Source organism: Pseudomonas sp. ASL8 (assembly GCF_056680355.1).
On sequence record NZ_CM155278.1, the window covers coordinates 5600959 to 5617343 of the forward strand.

Sequence of the window (16385 nt, forward strand, 5' to 3'; positions counted from 1 at the left end):
GTATCGGGCTTAACCGAGCAATTGCGTCCAGTTGACGCTGGCCGGGGTGCCGAGGGTAAAACCCTTGCCGGTCAGGGCCAGGTTCTTGTTATAGGCCTGATCATGCTGGAACGGTCCGGCCCATTTTTCGCGCAATGCCTCAAGGGCTTGTGACGACTCAGGCAGGTTGCCTGGATGAATGATCTGCACCTGAGGTGTCCAGACTGTCAGGTAGCCAGCCTGGCCGATTTTCAAGCACAGGTCGACATCACTGAAAGCCTCAGAGAAGTGCGCTTCGTCCAGACCGCCAACAGATTCATACAGCTCTTTACGGACCATCAAGCACGCAGCGGAGACCGCCGAATAGTTCTGTTCAACCACCAGACGATGCAAATAACCCTTGGCCTCTTTCGGTTCGCCGACAAAGGCTGAACCTACCCCGCCATGCATGCCGAGAATAAGCCCGGCCTGAGTCACACAGCCGTCGCGATCGACCAGCTTGGCACCGACAACACCCACTTCAGGGCGCTGCGCCTGGTTAAGCAACGACTCGATCCAGTTCGGGTTGACCACTTCACTTTCCGCCGCCAGCAGGATCAGGTATTCACCCTGAGCCTGCTGGCAGGCCAGATTGTAAAGCGCTGACGTACTGAGACTCTGTTCGGACCGGAGCACCCGCACCTTGCCATTTTTTTGCTGCTGGGCGTCGAGCCAGGCCGAGACCGCCGAGGATTGACCGTGGTTGTCGGCGATCAGTACTTCGTAACGCAGGTAGCGTGTTCTTTGCAGGACACTGTTCAGGCAGCGTTCCAGTAACGGAAGATTGTCCTTACTCGGCACAATGATCGACACCAGCGGACGTTCAGTGTGGCGATAATCAATCTGCCAGGTTCCGGGCGTCTCTGAACTGATTTGCGCCTTATAGCCACGGTTCACAAGGTGCCGGATCAACGCCAGGCGCTCATGGTTATTGTCTTCCAGAACGGGGGCCTGGCAGATCAGCAATGGTTCATCCAGATGTGCCAGTCCGGCCATACCGCCCTGTTCAATTACCCGAAGCAGCAAATCGAATTCAAGTGCCTTACTGAAGTTCGCCGAATAACCACCCGCCTCTACCAGCACATCACGACGTATAAGCCAATGCCGCGCCATGAGTGTCGGCAGGCTTTGCAACAAATCGAGGTTGAAGCCTGGGCGGAACACATCGACCAGCGCACCGTTGGGCTGACGGTGAATTTCATCCGCAGCCACGGCACGACACTCGGGGGCAGCCCGCAGTTCCAGGCTGGTTCGCAACAAGCCGCCAGCGGTAAACTGGTCTCCTGCCTCAACCAAAAGCATCCAGTCACAGGACGATTGGCCAGCCACTTGATTCAACTTGTCAATGTAGTTGCCCTGAGTAACCTTGACGAAATGCAGAACGTTTTGCGCGGTGGTCGCAGCCTGTGGTTCACCGGTGGTGAACACCACGATCTTGAATTTTTTGCAGCCTCCCTCTACCAGACTGTCGAGAGTGACCTGCAGTTTATCGACGTCATTATCCAGATCCAGTAACAAAATTCCGAACTGAGGGCCTCCGTCATGGGCCGTCAGATACTCGGTGATCGACTCCGACTCTTCGGCATTCGGACCTCGCGCGTCCAGCCACTTGAGCAAGCGACCAGAGAGCATGTTGTCGAATGTTTGGCGGTAATCAGCAGGCAACACCGCGTCCAGGCGCTGACCCAAGTCGAGTATCAGGCTGGCTTCGTCATGCTGACCAAGATCCTCCAATTGTTGTGCCAAGCGTTTGACCACGCGCCGGTTGAACATATTGCAGTCCTGCGCCTGCCACAACCGGTCGACAACGCTCTCGGCCGTGTCATTGTTGCGCGCACGCAGCAAGTCCTCCTGCCGGGCCCACACACCTTCCAGCCCCTGAAGCTGCACGCGGCCAGCCGGCATCGCGTGAAGCAGAAACTCGAAGTGAGTCAACTGATCAAAGAACGCCTGGTTGTAGAACGGCATTTCCACATATTGCCTGGGCCCGAAACGTCGCACCGGCTCCGCACTATTGGCTGTCCATGTCGAATCGAAGATCAACTCGGCCGTCAATGATCTGCCCGTCCGTAGAGCGTCGGTCATCGCTGCAAAACTCTCGAGCGCAAACTGCTTGCCCTGTTCATGGTCGAGGTCTTTGATGCCAGTGGGCAGCGATGCCAGAAATTCGGCAAAAGCTTCGCGTTCAGCTACTGATGTGGAATCAGTAAATGTCAGGGAGTGATACACCTCGGTCTTGTGGTCGGATTGACCGTAATTGATCTCACGCACCACATACGGAATCGGCAGGATCCGCGCTTTGGCACGGGCCAGCATGTAGAACGCATGACCGATTTCCTGCCACTGAAAGCTGGTGCCTTCTGGCAGAACAGCATACCAATCGCGCAATAGAGCAGTGCGGTGAACGGCGTAGAAAGGTGGAATGTACTGATGCAAGTAGTCGAACACACGGTCCTGGCCACGTTCGGACGCGTAGTCTTCACAGACTTTCTTGTCGCGTCGGTAGTAGTTCACCCTATTGTCCAGAGTCAGGTACATCAGGCAGTAACCATGACACAGACCATAATCTGGATTGCTTTGGAGAAACTCTAGCGACTCCGTCAGCGCGCTGTGCAGCATGAAGTCGTCGTCTGAAGCAAAAACCATGTATGGCGTGGTGACCAGCCCCATGCCATACGTGATCTTGGCCTGAAGACCCGAGTAAGCAAACTGCGGAAGGTGCTGATAATTGACCGAAGCAAAATCTTGAGAGATACCTTCGGCGGCCTGAGGCGACGAATCAAGAACAAGAATCGTGCAGGGATAGGCGTGATAGAACTGCAACGCCCTCCGTAGAAAAGCGGGCCTATTGTGGGTAATCAACACAATAGTGATTCGCTCACTCAGTGGTAATACTTGTTCAGCAGCATAATTATTTAGCATAACCTTCCTCGCGACCAACGAATCGCCCAACATATTCAGTGATTTTTTAATTATCGCGCTCGGCACAGCAAGTCATTTGCAGGGATGAAGGCCGCGCAAGCACTTGCTGCAGGCGCTCGGTCACGCCCCAAAATGCCATCGGCTCATGCGCCGAATAGCTGTAATGGCCCAGATTCAATTCGATTGAAGCACCCCGTGCGCTCAGTTGCTGCTCGACCAGCGCTCTGACCGAAATTGGCTGGCCACTGCAACAATTGATTACGCCGGAAAAGTCACGCCGGAGCAGTATCTCTGCGAGATAGCCGGCGGTTGTATCAATTGCCAGATAATCCCGCAGCTGTTCGCCTGCGGACATATTGAAAGACTTATCACCCGCCTCGACGGCCCTGTCCAGGCTGGCCAACAAACTGTTGGGGTTCTGCCCTGCGCCGTGTAAATAAAACAAACGCACCCATTGCAGGGTAAACAGATGCTCTTGCTGAAAACTTTCCAGGAACAAGCGCAGCGTATTTTTTGCCAACCCATAGGGGTTGCTCGGCTGCGGTATGACGTCTTCATCGAGAGGACCGTTTTGCATTCCGTACTCGAAACATGTCCCCGTGACCAGCACCTGAGAAACCCCTGCCTCGATTACCCGTTTGATAAACGCGTAATCAGCAAACAGGTTGTGCTCAAAATGGAACAGCGCCTGATAGTTCGGCAAGCCAGGCCAGGCCAGGTGGGCCAGGACATCAATGCCCTCGGTCAGCGCGACAACATCCAGGTCGGCCGCATGAATATCGGCGGCCACAAACTCGACCGAATCGATCCACGCCATGCTTTGCGCAACCTCGGCATTACGCGCAACCGCGCGAACACAACAGCCCCGCTCCAGCAACGCGCTGACCAGATGACGACCGACAAAGCCCGTCGCCCCGGTGACCAGTACATGCAACCCCTTCACAGTATGATCAACTCAGGCACGGCGATGACAAAGCGCCCACCCCACTCGCGAACCAGCGCCTGTTGCTCACTGACTTCGTGCAGAAGATTCCAGGGCAACACCAATACATAATCCGGTTTTTCTTTTTCGATATGCTCGGGAGAAACCACAGGGATGCGACTCCCCGGCAAGAACTTGCCCTGCTTGTGCGGGTTGGCATCCGCGACCCAGGCCAGCAAATCAGGTTTGACCCCGGCATAGTTGAGCAAGGTGTTGCCTTTGGCGGCCGCGCCGTAACCGACCACGCGTTTGCCTTCCGCTTTGGCCTGCAACAGGAAACGCAGCAGTTCGTGCTTGATGCGTTCGGCGGCCGGGGCCAGCGTTGCGTAGAATCCGGGAGTTTTCACCCCGGCGGCCAGCTCGACACCCAGCACATGCTGCACCGCCGGTTGCAGCGTACGACGCACGCCGTCAGCGCGCTGGACAAAGACCCGCAGCGAGCCGCCATGGGTTGGCAGTTCGCTGACATCGAAAACTTCCAGGCCATTGCGTTCGCACAAACGCTGCACGGCCGTCAGCGACAGATAAGAATAATGCTCGTGGTAGAGGGTATCGAACTGAGCACCCGCCATCAGCGTCAGCAGGTGCGGGAACTCGAAGGTTGCGACACCGGTGGGCTTCAGCAACGTGGCAAAGCCGCTCAGGAAATCATTGATGTCCGGGACATGCGCCAGCACATTGTTGGCCGCCATCAGGTCCGCCGACCAACCCTCTTCAAGCAAGTGCAAAGCGGTCTCTCGACCGAAGAACAGTTCGCGAATCTCCAGCCCCTTTTCCCGCGCAGCTTTAGCCGTGCTGTGGGTCGGCTCGACGCCGAGGCAGGCGATGCCGCGCTTGGCCACGTATTGCAACAGGTAACCGTCGTTGGCTGCGACTTCCACCACCCGACTGTCCGTCGTCAGGCCAAAGCGCTCGACCATTGCGGCGACATAACGCTCGGCATGCGCAAGCCATGTGCTGGAAAAGGAACTGAAATAGGCATAGTCGGCGTCGAACAGGCTGTCGGCGCTGGTGTAGTCCTCGGTCTGGACCAGCCAGCACTCCTGACACACCTGCACCTTCAACGGCACCCATTGCTCTGACAGTTCAAGCTGTTCGGCACGCAAGTAGGCGTTGGAAGGCGGCGACGTGCCGAGATCGATCAGCGACAAGGTCAATGGGGTGCCGCAACCTCGGCAGTTCATAGACGCACTCCAACGAACTGAGGGTCGAGCACGGGATGCGAGGCATCCCGTGCTGACAGATTTTTGACAGCCAACGGCCAGGCTATCGCCAACCGCGGGTCTTGCACAGAAAGACCACCCTCGTGGTCAGGGGCATAATCTGCACTGTGCAGATAGAGCAACTCGGCATCATCGGTCAAGGTCTGAAAACCGTGAGCAAAGCCGGCCGGAATCAGCAGGCTGCGACCATCCCCTGCGCATAAATGCTGGGCATGCCAGTGCAGGAACGTCTCGGAGTCCGGCCGCAGATCCACTGCTACATCCCAGACTTCGCCACGCAGGCAGGTAATCAGTTTGGCTTCCGGTTGTTCGGCTTTTTGATAATGCAGGCCGCGCACACTGCCCCGCTCGCGGGTGCAGGAATGGTTGATTTGGCGAATGTGAAACGGCTGGCCAAAGGCACTCAAACCGCCTTCACAGAACAGCCGGGCGAAGTGCCCGCGCTGATCTTCATGGCGCTTGTGCTGCACGTTGAACAGTCCGGCCAGCGGTAGCGGGGTCAACAAAAACTCACTCATAATTGCCCCCGATACAGATTCAGCTGAGTAAGTGTTACTTCACGCATGTCCTCGCCATTCTTCCAGGCCAAATGCCAATCCAGCGTCTGCTCCAGGCATTGTTGCAATGACCAGCGCGGCTGCCACGCCAACAACTGACGGGCGCGACTGCTGTCCAGACGTAATAGGCCAGCTTCATGCAAATCGCTTGGCTCGATGCGCAACCCCGGTGCTTGCGGCCAACGCCTGGCAAGTAACTCAACCACTTCGCCGACACTGCACATATCACTTTCGCCGGGTCCGAAGTTCCATGCACCGGAGAACTGCGGACCTTGTTCGTATAGGCCTGCGGCCAATTGCAGGTAGCCAGCCAATGGCTCCAGCGCATGTTGCCAGGGGCGAACAGCATTCGGATAGCGCAGGGTCACCGGCTCACCAGCTGACCAGGCCTTGAGTACATCAGGGATCAAACGCTCGGGAGCGAAATCGCCACCACCGAGTACGTTACCGGCGCGCGCCGTGGCCAACGCCAAACCGTGTTCGGCATAACGCTCGGACGGGAAGAAAGAGGCCGCATACGACTGTGCGAGCAACTCGCAGCAGGCCTTGCTGCTGCTGTAGGGGTCATGTCCGCCAAGAGGTTCACTTTCACGATACGGCCACAGCCATTCCTGGTTGGCGTAGACCTTGTCGGTCGTCACCAGCACACAGGCACGTACCCCACCGATCTGGCGAATCGCCTCCAGCAGGTTGAGCGTGCCCATGACGTTGCTTGAATAGGTGCCGAGCGGGTCGCGGTAGCCTTCACGTACCAGCGGTTGCGCCGCCAGATGCAGGACAATCTCGGGTTGGACCTCTGCGATCAGTTCAAGCAAAGCGCCGAGATCGCGCAAGTCGCCGCGCTGATCGTTGATGCCTTCAGTGACCCGAGCCAGCTCGAACAGGCTCGGCTCAGTCGAAGGATCCAGAGCAAACCCGCTGACCTCGGCACCAAGGTTTTTCAACCACAGGGTCAACCAGCTGCCCTTGAAACCGGTATGGCCGGTCAGCAAAACCCGCTTGCCGTGCCAGAACCCCGGGCTCAGTCCCATTGCTTCCACGGGGCCTCCCCGCTTTGCCACAGGTTTTCAAGGTAATTCTTGTCGCGCAGGGTGTCCATCGGGTGCCAGAAACCATCGTGCTGAAACGCCGTCAACTGCCCTTGCTCGGCCAGCCCCATCAAGGGCTCTGACTCCCAGATCATCTCGTCGCAGGTAATCAGGGACAGAACCTTGGGCGACAATACAAAGAAGCCGCCATTGATCCAGCCACCGTCGCCACGGGGCTTTTCGGTGAACCCACGAACCAGATTGCCGTCGCGCTCCAGCGCGCCATAACGACCCGGCGGCTGTACTGCCGTGACGGTGGCTAATTTCCCATGGGAAAAATGGAAGTCCACCAGCGCACCGATATTCAGATCGGAAACACCGTCGCCGTAGGTAAAACAGAACGCGTCTTCGTTTTCCAAGTAACGACTGGCCCGACGTAAGCGGCCGCCGGTCATGGTGTCCTCACCGGTGTCGATCAGCGTCACGCGCCATGGCTCACTGTAATTCTGATGGACGTCCATGCGGTTATTACACATGTCGAAGGTGACGTCGGAGGTATGCAGGAAGTAGTTGGCGAAAAAGTCCTTGATCGCGTAACCCTTGTAGCCGAGGCAGATCACGAAGTCGTGAATTCCATGGGCGGAATATTGCTTCATGATGTGCCAGAGAATTGGCTTGCCGCCAATCTCGATCATCGGCTTGGGCTTGAGATGCGACTCCTCGCTGATGCGTGTGCCCAGCCCCCCTGCCAGAATAACTGCCTTCATCTTGTCCCCTTTTGTTCGCCACAGGGCTCAGCCAAGCATTTACGGGCTTTGCAGGCCACCTGAATAAAACCTTCAACGCCGCTCATGGCTCTTCTGGCAACGCCGGAAATGCATGTTTTATGACGATATACGGGGAAACGTGCAGGAAACGCGCCAGCTCGTACTGTCCGAGCCGACAGCTCGCTAACGTGCCGCTGCATTTGGAATCTGAAGAACTTAATCCGCCAACCAGCCATTCTCCCAATACCGCAAGTTATCTCCTCGCAGCATGTAATCGCGTAGCACCGTCTCACGGAGCTCGTCGCCCATGCGGTAGCTGGCATCAGGGTCAGCCAGGTGCATGCGAATGGCCTGCAGCCATTCCTCGGTACTGTTGCTGATTACCCGGGTGCACGGCAGGTAACCTCGATAGGCCTCGGTATCGGTACACACCACCGGATATCCGCAAGCGCCATACTCCAGCAAGCGCAGGTTACTTTTGCAGTCATTGAAAATATGAAATTCCAGGGGCGCCAACGCCAGATCCAGATTGAGGCTCGCCAGCTTCGCCGGATAAACAGCAAGGTCGATCACCCCATGGAATTCGTGCAGGTAAGGCCGCAACGCGTCCGGGCACATCCCAAAGAACACCCAATCCACTTCACTCGCCAACTCGCGAACGACCTCGGCAATAATCTCCAGATCACCCGAGTGACTGGTGCCACCCCCCCAGCCTACCCGAGGTTTTTTTGACGTGCGGCGCTCACTGGACAGTCCGACCCACAACTCTGGCGCCAACATGTTAGGTACAACACGAATGTCGTGGTGCATGTCCGACAGAGCATCGGCCAGTGGCTGAGTCGAGACCACTACTCGATCACACAAGCCGATACCCCGTCGAACCAGACGCTCCATCTCCATGTTGTCCGGCATATTACGAATATGGGCATTTTTTTTCGTAGGGCTGATGACATAGTCATCCAGTTCGAAAATACGCCGCGCGTTGGAGTAAGTTTTAAGGTTGATGATTTCACTGATCGGCCCTTCGCTGTAGCGCCCTTGCAAAATGATAACGTCAGGCGACTGGCGTTCAACCTCTACAATCGAGGGTGTGTCATAGCTGATCCGCCCAACTGCCCTGCCCGCCGCTTGCAACTCGATAAGTGGTTGGGTCACGCGATAATGCCCAATCGCCGAGGCATTGATTGGCAAAGCAAGGACATTCGGTAACTGGCGATTGGAGAATGGGTTCCACCCCGTATTCAGCCCAGGCTCCAGGCTGAAACTGGAATTATTGAGAGCCAGGTTCGGGTTATAAGCCGGATCCTTGGCAATAATCGGTAGCCAGCGCTGGTAGAACTTTTTTTGCTCATCGCCCCGTTGCTCTTCGAGAATGTCATCCTGCACCGCAACAGGCTGGGCACCCAACGCCAGTTGGGCATGGGGTGTCCAGACCACCAGATAACCCTTTTCGCGCACCCGCAAGCACAGATCCACCTCGCTGAAAGTTTGCGCGAAGCTCACCTTATCCAATCCGCCGAGAGTGTCGAAGACCTGTTTACGCACCATCAGGCAAGCGTCACCAACGGCGCTCAAATCGTGAGCCACTTGCAACCGTTGCATGTAGCCAGCGGCATACAGTGGCTCCCCGAAAAACGGGACACCGACCGGACCTTGAAGACCGAGAATCAAACCGGCATGCAGCACACAGCCATCGGGATTGAACAGCTTGGCGCCTACCACCCCGACTTCTGGGCGTTGCGCATGGTTGAGCAACGCATCCAGCCAGTCAGCATTGGTGATCACCGCATAGGGGCTGAGCATCAGCAGGTACTCACCACGTGCCTGCTGCGCTGCAAAATTGCGGATCGCCGCGACATTGGGCTCCTGCAGATAGTTCAGGACACGTAATTTGTCGCTGCCTAACTGCGCCATACTGGCCAGCCAGGCGCGGGTGTCGGCACTTTCACTGGCATTGTCAACGATCAACAATTCGTATTCGTTATAGGCGGTTTTTTCCAGCAGGCTTTCAACACAACGTTGCAGCACCGCCAACTGATCCCTGCTGGAGATGATGATCGACACCAGAGGCCGCGTGGCGTGAAGGTAATCGATCCGATTGAGCAACGGCAGGCTGCCGCACCGAATTTCATGAGCAATACCCATACGCTGCAGATGCGCCGCCAACACCAGAGGATTTTGCTCGACCACTTCCGGCAAAGACAGCCACTGGGAAAGGGCAAACGACGACTCCAGCAGAATCTCGGCAATATGCTCTATGGCCTGCGGGCCTTTACTCTCGACCACGCGCCAGAGTAAATCCTGGGCAGCAAGCGCGCCATAGAGCGGGTTGAAGCCCCCCAAGTCGAGGACGCACTGACGCTGAAAGGCTAAATTCCGACCCACGTAGGGATAGCTGCGCAGCATGTCCAGGTTGAAGTCAGGCTTGAATACCGGCTCGCGGGACTCTCCCTCACGCAGGGCGCCTTCGTCGCTGTAGACGCACAGGACGCCCGGGGACATGGCAATGCGTTCGGCCAGCACCAGCAACGCAGACTCCACCAGACGATCCCCGGCGCCCAGTAAATAGAACCAGTGCGCGCCTTCGAGTTGTGGCAGGAGTTCATTGAGTTGCTGCTGCCAATTGTCCTGCAGTGGCACGCTGAAAACCCGTCCATCGAGCGAGGCCTCAACACAGGCGCTGGACAACACCAGCACCAGCTCTGGAGGATAGAGCTGCCCGGCAAGGCTCTGGAGGGTGGTTTCAAGGCCGGCGCTGCTGGCCTGTTCATCGATAATAACCGGAACAATTTTCGGCTGCTGCGGCCAACCAGCAAGGATGTCCGGCAACAGTTTGCGCTGAGGTTCAGAAAGCGTACGGCACACCAGCCATTGCGCATAAAGCTCGGCAAAACTCTCGCTGGTGATGCCCACACGCCATTTCAGGGCGGACTGCCTGGTACCGAGCATGCGGCTCAAAGGCAGCTCTTCCCAGTCTCGCGACAACCCGCCAGCACGCTTCAATGGCACGTAACGAACCCAACCGCTAGCCGGTGCCGACTCACCGCTACGCGCTTTAAGCATTTGTACCAACCACTGCATTTCAGTCGTCGCCGCGTCCCTCATTGGCTGCTGCCGACTCAGGCGCTCCGGGTACAGACGCTCGACACTTAGAATCAGGTTCAACGAAACCATATTTCCGCGTCGCAACAGACAAATGTACAGAGCAAAATCGAGCAGCGCCGTAAAGCCCTGACCGGGCTGGGTCAAGGCCGGCAAAAACTCCAGAACATCCAGACGGCGCAGCAGGGCACTGCTGAGGCCGCCCAGGAAATTGACGGGGAATGCCTCAAAAATCGCCAGTAAATCCTCACCCTTGAACAAACCACTGGTGGGCGCCAGCGGCGTATTCTCCAGACGGGCAGACAGCTGAATATCATCAGCATCCCAGAACAACCGTTGAGCAAACACCAAGTTGACATCCGCATGCTCGACCAATACTTGCGCCTGGCGCTCAATGCATGCAGGGAATAGCTGATCATCGTCACACAGAAACTTGATGAACTCGCCTGTCGCTTCCCTCAGTCCAGCCTGTAGGTTACCGGCAAAACCCAAATGCTGTGGGTTTTGCACGTAGCGCAAGGAGACCGTAGTACATCCCGCAAATGACTCGACAATATCCTTGATCTCATCACTGCGGCTGTCGTCGCAAACGATGATTTCCAGGTTGCCGTAGCTTTGCTTTAAAGCGCCACCCAATGCTTTTTTAAAGAAACGCGGGTTGAAAGCGGGGATGACAATACTGACGAGGGGGACTGGATTCACGGCGCAGACTCACGAGCGGTCGGCGCCCACTCAGTCGAGTGAACCCCTGAACCGCTGAAGAACGGTTATCGCTCGGTAGCGATAGCGACGGTCGCGCTACCTTCCGGGCAGACGTTTAAATTTTGCTGAACAGGTTCAATTGGGAGACCTGGGTAAATACCAATTGCATAGCCTGCAACATGGTCTTCTGCATCGTCAGGCGAGCGATGGCGTCTACCGGGTCGGAGGCAGTAATCGCAGACTGGTTAGTCGAGTTGGATGCCTGCAGGCTGTCATTGGTGACGCCTTGATTGGTTGCCGCGTTTTGACGTGCCCCTCCGGAGCTGATCGCAGTACTTATCTGCTCGGTGCCACTGGTCAGGTTACCCAATGCTGAATCAAGCGAGCTGCTCAATTTCTGCATGGCAACCGGATTGCCATCGGCAGGCGTGTTCAGCGCGGTAATAACGGACGTCAGCGTATTTAGAATATTCTGAGTCTGATGGGTATTGGTCTGGACCACAAACTGATCGCCTGCCGCTGGCGTGCCGCTGACGGTGAAATTGACGCCAGACGCGTTAGCGGTCGAACCACTCAAGCTGCCGCTGGAAACCGGTGTGCTGCTTGACGTGTACGGTGATGCATAGAGATCGTAGTCGGTGGCGCTGCTGAACTTGAGAATCGCCCCCCCCGCCGGGAAACTGTTGTTGTATGCAGTCATGTCCGCGGGTGTACTGCCCACAGATGCATCGGTGATCGTTGCGGCCGAAGGATTACCCGGGCTACGCGACGTACTGATACTGCTCGGCGTGGCAGCCAATTGAAAGCTGTGGCCTGCTAGGGCGGTATCTGCGGTGGCGGTGGTCGTGCGCTCGGCGTCCGTCAGGTTGATGTTCAAGTTCAAATTGACGCCACGAAAACTGATGGGCTGATTCGAGGCATCTGCAGAACTGAAAGCACCTGCCTGACTGGCTTCAGCAGTTACATCATTGCCTGCTGCATCGGTGATCTTCAACTGCGAACTGCTGAGAAACGCCACTGAATAGGGTTGACCTGCAACAAATTTGTCATTGTAGGTTGAACTGGAAACGACAACCCCCCCCGACAAACTCACTTTGCCGTCATTCACCGCTGGCGACGTCAGAGTGCTCGATGTGCGCGTGGTATTGATCGCCTGCTCGAAAGCATCCCAGCCCGTGGTATTGCCCGCCACCGAGAGCCCGTCGCCGATGGGCAGGTTGATCGAGGTCTGGTCACCCTGATAACTGTAGCTACCGTTGCTGTTTAGCGCGTAAGGCGCCGTCGTGGATTTAGCGCCGGAAAATAGATACTGGCCATTAGCATCCTGGCTGTTCATCACGCCCAATATCTGGGCCTGGAGCTGGGTGAGTTCAGACGCGTTAGCTTTACGATCGGCATCTGTAAACGTGCCGTTACTGGCCCGGATCACCAATTCTCTGGCCGTCTGCAATGCATCATTGATGCTGCTCAGCGCAGTTTCGGCCTGAGTCATATTGGAGTTGACGGTGCTGATGTTGGTCTTGTACTGGTCCAGCATCGAGCTTTGTTGCGAGAGCTGAAGAACCCGCGCTGCGCCGACTGGATCATCACCCGCAGTATTGAGTTTGACCTCACTGGCGACCTCGTTACCGGTAGTGATGACATTGTTATACGTGCGCTGGTAGTTTGTGGCGCTGGTTTCGTAAAACTGGGCAGTTGAAATACGCATGGTTTACGACTCCTTAAAGACTGTTGATCAGCGTGCTGAAAATGCTCTGCGCAGCCTTGATGATCTGCGAAGAAGCGGTGTAGTACTGCTGATACTTGATCAGGTTGGCAGCCTCTTCATCGAGCGATACGCCAGAAACCGCGTCACGTGCGCCTTTGGCCTGAGTCAGGACTGCCGTGGTCGCGGTGCTGTCGTTTTTGGCCTGACTCGCTTGAGCACCCACGTTTCCAACCAGCTTGCCGTAGGCACCGGACAGGCTCATTCCGTTATTTGCCGAAGAGACATCGACCGTCTGCCTGGTCTGCAAATCCAATGCAGACAGGGCGTTGCGGTTATCCGCAGAACCCGCCCCGGTCAGGTTGATGCTATAGGTGTCGTTCTGGCTCGGAGAACCCGCCACCGTCATCTCGAATTTGTAAGCCTGTGCCGCGCCGGAGGCATCGGTATATCCCACTGACAAACTCAGCGTATTACTCTGCCCCGGCACAATAGAGCCGGTAACGGCAGTGCCTGAGCCGTCGAGCACCGGCTGCCCCTTGGCGTCCAGTAACTGATAACTTTGAGCTCCGCCGCTGGCTGCATCAAAGACCAGCTTGACCGGGGTCGAACCCTTCAACGCAGTGCGCAAGTCTGCGCTGGTGGTCGAATTGTAGATATCCAGACTGCTGGTCAGGGTCGGCTGAGTGATCACGCCAGTCCCCAGATTGCTCGCACCTGCTGTCGCGGTCAGAGGCGCAGCCGCCGCGATGGTCTTGGGGTCTGTCATCACGGTCGCAATACCCGCCGCCGCATTACGGGTTGGGGTGATTTTGAAACTGTCCCCCGTGTTCATCGTGCTCGCACCACCGCCATTGAGCGACAGTGAAAAGCCGTCGATCACCGGAGGCGGTGTTGTACTGAGGTCATAGGACCCCACACTTGAACCATCAGGCAGGCGCTTGACGTTGTAACCGGTGCTGCTGGTGAAGGTGACTTGATAGTCGCTTGCAGTCAGTTTGCCAGTGTCCGCAATAGTCACGTCAAGGTTGCCCGACCCAGCGCTATTGCCTGACGAAGCAAGGCTGCGCTGATTGATCTGATCGGCAGCATTGATACTGTTGAACAGATTGGTACCAAAGTTGCCGTTGCTGTCGATGCCCTGGTTCAGCTGACTGTTGACCTGGTCTGAAACGACCATCGCCACACGCCCCAACTCATTGATGGCAGGTGCCAATACATCGCTGCGGTAGCGCAACAGACCGCCGATGGTGCCGCCGGTCACGACCGACGTCACGTCAGAACTGGTCTGTGAGTAGTTCACCTTCAAACTGTACTGCGAAGGATCGCTCGTGCCTGGCACCGCAGACAAGCTATTAGCGGTCGTGCCACTGACCAGCGACTGACCAGTACCGATGTACACATCGTAACTGCCGTTGTTATCCACCACTTTCGCGCCGACCAGCTGATTGAGCTGCCGTACCGACTCGTTACGCGCATCAAGCAGGCTATTGGGCGTTGAGCCGCTGGCAGAGGCCTGAGTGATCTGCTGGTTCAAGCTCGCAATCGATGACGAAAGCGTATTGACCTGCCCCGCCAGGCTGGTTAGTTGGCTATTGATCGAGGCGTTCTGCGCGGTCAATTGCGCCGAAGTGGAATTGAACCGGGCGCTGAGGGCTGTGGCGGTCGTAAGAAACTGTGCTCGAGCACTCGAATCGGTTGCCGTTGTCGAGACACCCTGCAACTGAGTAAAAAAAGTGGCCAGCACGGTCGAGACACTGGTGCTGCTGTCAGACAGCAACGTATCAGTCGCACTGGCCTGCCCCTGGAAAGCCGTAGCGTCTGAGTTGAGCGCAGTACTGGATTGCAACTGGCTGTCGAGGTAACTGTTGTAGATTCGACGTACGTCAGACAGCGTCGTCCCGGTGCCGATAAAGCCCGAGCCGATGCTCTGCGATGCCGAAGCAACGGTCATCGTCTGCTGACGAGAATAACCTGCGGTATCAACGTTGGCGGTGTTGTTACCGATCGTGTTGATCGCCGCACTACTAGCAGTCAGCCCTGAGAGCCCAATTGAAATCAGTGACATGATTCAAGCCTTATAAAGTCGTGGAAGAGCTCACTACCGCGTAGTTTTGGTAGCTCTTCATCTGCTTGGCAATTTGCGAAATCTTGCTGGCGTAGTCCGGGTCCGTGGCGTAACCGGCCTTCTGCAGCTCTTTCACAAACTGTTCAGGGTTATCGGCCGACTTCAGCACACCTTGATAGCGATTGTTGCTCTGCAACAGGGTGACCAAGTCATGGAAGCTGTCGGAGTAAGAGTCGTAAGAACGGAAGTCCGCCGTCTCCTTGACCATCTGCCCATCACGAAACTCACTGGTGATGGCCCGCGCTTCGGGGCCCTGCCAGTTACCCTGCGCTTTGATGCCAAACAGGTTATGGCTGCTGCTGCCATCCTGCTGACGCATGACCGATTTGCCCCAACCGGTTTCTAGGGCCGCCTGTGCCACCAACACGGTCGGATCGACGCCAATGCGCGCCGCAGCATCCTTGGCCAGCGGCAACATGGTCGCGACAAAGTCGTCAGCAGTACGGAACGCTTTACCACCCGGCGCCAGCGGTGGCTGAGCTATTGTGCGACCCTGCGCACGCGCCGACAGGGAAAGGTTCGGGTCCTGAGTCCAATCGCCGTTGCCGGCGAATGTGGCGCTGCCGCCAGCAGCACCCGGTGCCGCAATACGATTTTTCACACTGCTTTCGCTTGCGACTGTTGTGGCCGGGACAATGCCCGCCAGCAAACGGTCAGCAAGCTTGCTTGGCAACGACAGTCGGCGCTGGTTGAGCATCGCCACATCATTGCGCTCCGCGCCGCTGGCGGAAGCGGCGGCAGTCGTCGCAGCGTGCGCATGGTCCACTGCAACCGAACGCGTTGCCCACAGCGGCCGCTGAGCGATTTTGGTCGCCAGGGCTGTACTGTTCTGATCCGAAACCGTCGAAGCCGGACTCCTATTGAGCGACGTAGTCGCTGTCAGATTGCCAGCCGCAGACTCAGAGGGATGAGTACCCTTGGTTTTAGACAGCTGTCGCATCAACACATCCTGCAAGCCGATACCACGACCCTGCTTGGACAAGCTCACCGACAACTGCTGGTCGTACATGTCCTGGTAATGCCGAGTCGCCGCCGTATTCATCGGGTTGTCCTTGGCCATCACCTCGTTGGCAGAACGCATGGACTTGAGCATCTGACTGACGAACAGCGACTCGAACTCCTGAGCCACCTTCTTCAGGTTAGCGTCACTGTTCTTGTCCCCCGTTTTCAGGGCGTTCAGACGATTCAGGTCGGTATAAGCGCCTGAGTCGCTAGCCGACGACACTCCGCTTTTCGGCATGTCCATACTCA

At 56.8% G+C, this 16385-nt stretch carries 10 protein-coding genes; all 10 read right to left on the reverse strand.

The genetic code is table 11. The features are described from left to right. Positions 1-9 precede the first annotated feature (9 nt). Positions 10-2940: a TIGR00180 family glycosyltransferase gene (locus AC1MEA_RS25710; RefSeq protein WP_480916294.1), complete on the reverse strand. Its 2931-nt coding sequence runs from the start codon at positions 2938-2940 to the stop codon at positions 10-12. Positions 2941-2986: 46 nt separating this feature from the next. Further along, complete coding sequence (locus AC1MEA_RS25715; protein WP_449633336.1) at positions 2987-3874, reverse strand: NAD-dependent epimerase/dehydratase family protein; 888 nt, start codon at positions 3872-3874, stop codon at positions 2987-2989. Between the two features lie 5 nt (positions 3875-3879). Further along, the gene (locus AC1MEA_RS25720) at positions 3880-5106 is read right to left on the reverse strand and encodes a methyltransferase domain-containing protein (RefSeq protein ID WP_480916295.1); all 1227 of its coding nucleotides are present in this window, start codon (positions 5104-5106) and stop codon (positions 3880-3882) included. Further along, on the reverse strand, positions 5103-5663 hold the full coding sequence (locus tag AC1MEA_RS25725) for a dTDP-4-dehydrorhamnose 3,5-epimerase family protein (RefSeq protein WP_480916296.1): 561 nt from the start codon (positions 5661-5663) through the stop codon (positions 5103-5105). The genes AC1MEA_RS25720 and AC1MEA_RS25725 overlap by 4 nt, the downstream gene beginning before the upstream one ends. Further along, entirely contained in the window at positions 5660-6742 is a 1083-nt protein-coding gene (gene rfbG, locus AC1MEA_RS25730; protein WP_480916297.1) for a CDP-glucose 4,6-dehydratase, read from the reverse strand. Before rfbG ends, AC1MEA_RS25725 begins: the two co-directional genes overlap by 4 nt. Further along, positions 6724-7497, reverse strand: coding sequence for a glucose-1-phosphate cytidylyltransferase (gene rfbF, locus AC1MEA_RS25735; RefSeq protein ID WP_449633122.1), 774 nt, complete (start codon positions 7495-7497; stop codon positions 6724-6726). Before rfbF ends, rfbG begins: the two co-directional genes overlap by 19 nt. Positions 7498-7713: 216 nt before the next feature. Further along, positions 7714-11301 carry a glycosyltransferase gene (locus AC1MEA_RS25740; RefSeq protein WP_480916298.1) on the reverse strand — a complete coding sequence of 1196 codons (3588 nt, stop codon included), beginning with the start codon at positions 11299-11301 and terminating at the stop codon, positions 7714-7716. A gap of 115 nt (positions 11302-11416) precedes the next feature. Continuing rightward, entirely contained in the window at positions 11417-13009 is a 1593-nt protein-coding gene (locus tag AC1MEA_RS25745) for a flagellar hook-associated protein 3 (protein ID WP_449633120.1), read from the reverse strand. A 13-nt stretch (positions 13010-13022) separates the two neighbouring features. Beyond that, positions 13023-15074, reverse strand: a complete 2052-nt coding sequence (flgK, locus tag AC1MEA_RS25750; RefSeq protein WP_449633119.1) for a flagellar hook-associated protein FlgK — start codon at positions 15072-15074, stop codon at positions 13023-13025. Between the two features lie 10 nt (positions 15075-15084). Next, the gene (gene flgJ, locus AC1MEA_RS25755) at positions 15085-16380 is read right to left on the reverse strand and encodes a flagellar assembly peptidoglycan hydrolase FlgJ (RefSeq protein ID WP_480916299.1); all 1296 of its coding nucleotides are present in this window, start codon (positions 16378-16380) and stop codon (positions 15085-15087) included. Positions 16381-16385 lie beyond the last annotated feature (5 nt).

Excerpts from the sequence above, each read along its gene's own strand:
- flgJ (WP_480916299.1), bottom strand. The coding sequence starts at position 16,380 with ATGGACATGCCGAAAAGCGGAGTGTCGTCGGCTAGCGACTCAGGCGCT.
- AC1MEA_RS25725 (WP_480916296.1), bottom strand. The coding sequence starts at position 5,663 with ATGAGTGAGTTTTTGTTGACCCCGCTACCGCTGGCCGGACTGTTCAAC.
- rfbF (WP_449633122.1), bottom strand. The coding sequence starts at position 7,497 with ATGAAGGCAGTTATTCTGGCAGGGGGGCTGGGCACACGCATCAGCGAG.
- flgK (WP_449633119.1), bottom strand. The coding sequence starts at position 15,074 with ATGTCACTGATTTCAATTGGGCTCTCAGGGCTGACTGCTAGTAGTGCG.
- AC1MEA_RS25720 (WP_480916295.1), bottom strand. The coding sequence starts at position 5,106 with ATGAACTGCCGAGGTTGCGGCACCCCATTGACCTTGTCGCTGATCGAT.
- AC1MEA_RS25710 (WP_480916294.1), bottom strand. The coding sequence starts at position 2,940 with ATGCTAAATAATTATGCTGCTGAACAAGTATTACCACTGAGTGAGCGA.
- AC1MEA_RS25745 (WP_449633120.1), bottom strand. The coding sequence starts at position 13,009 with ATGCGTATTTCAACTGCCCAGTTTTACGAAACCAGCGCCACAAACTAC.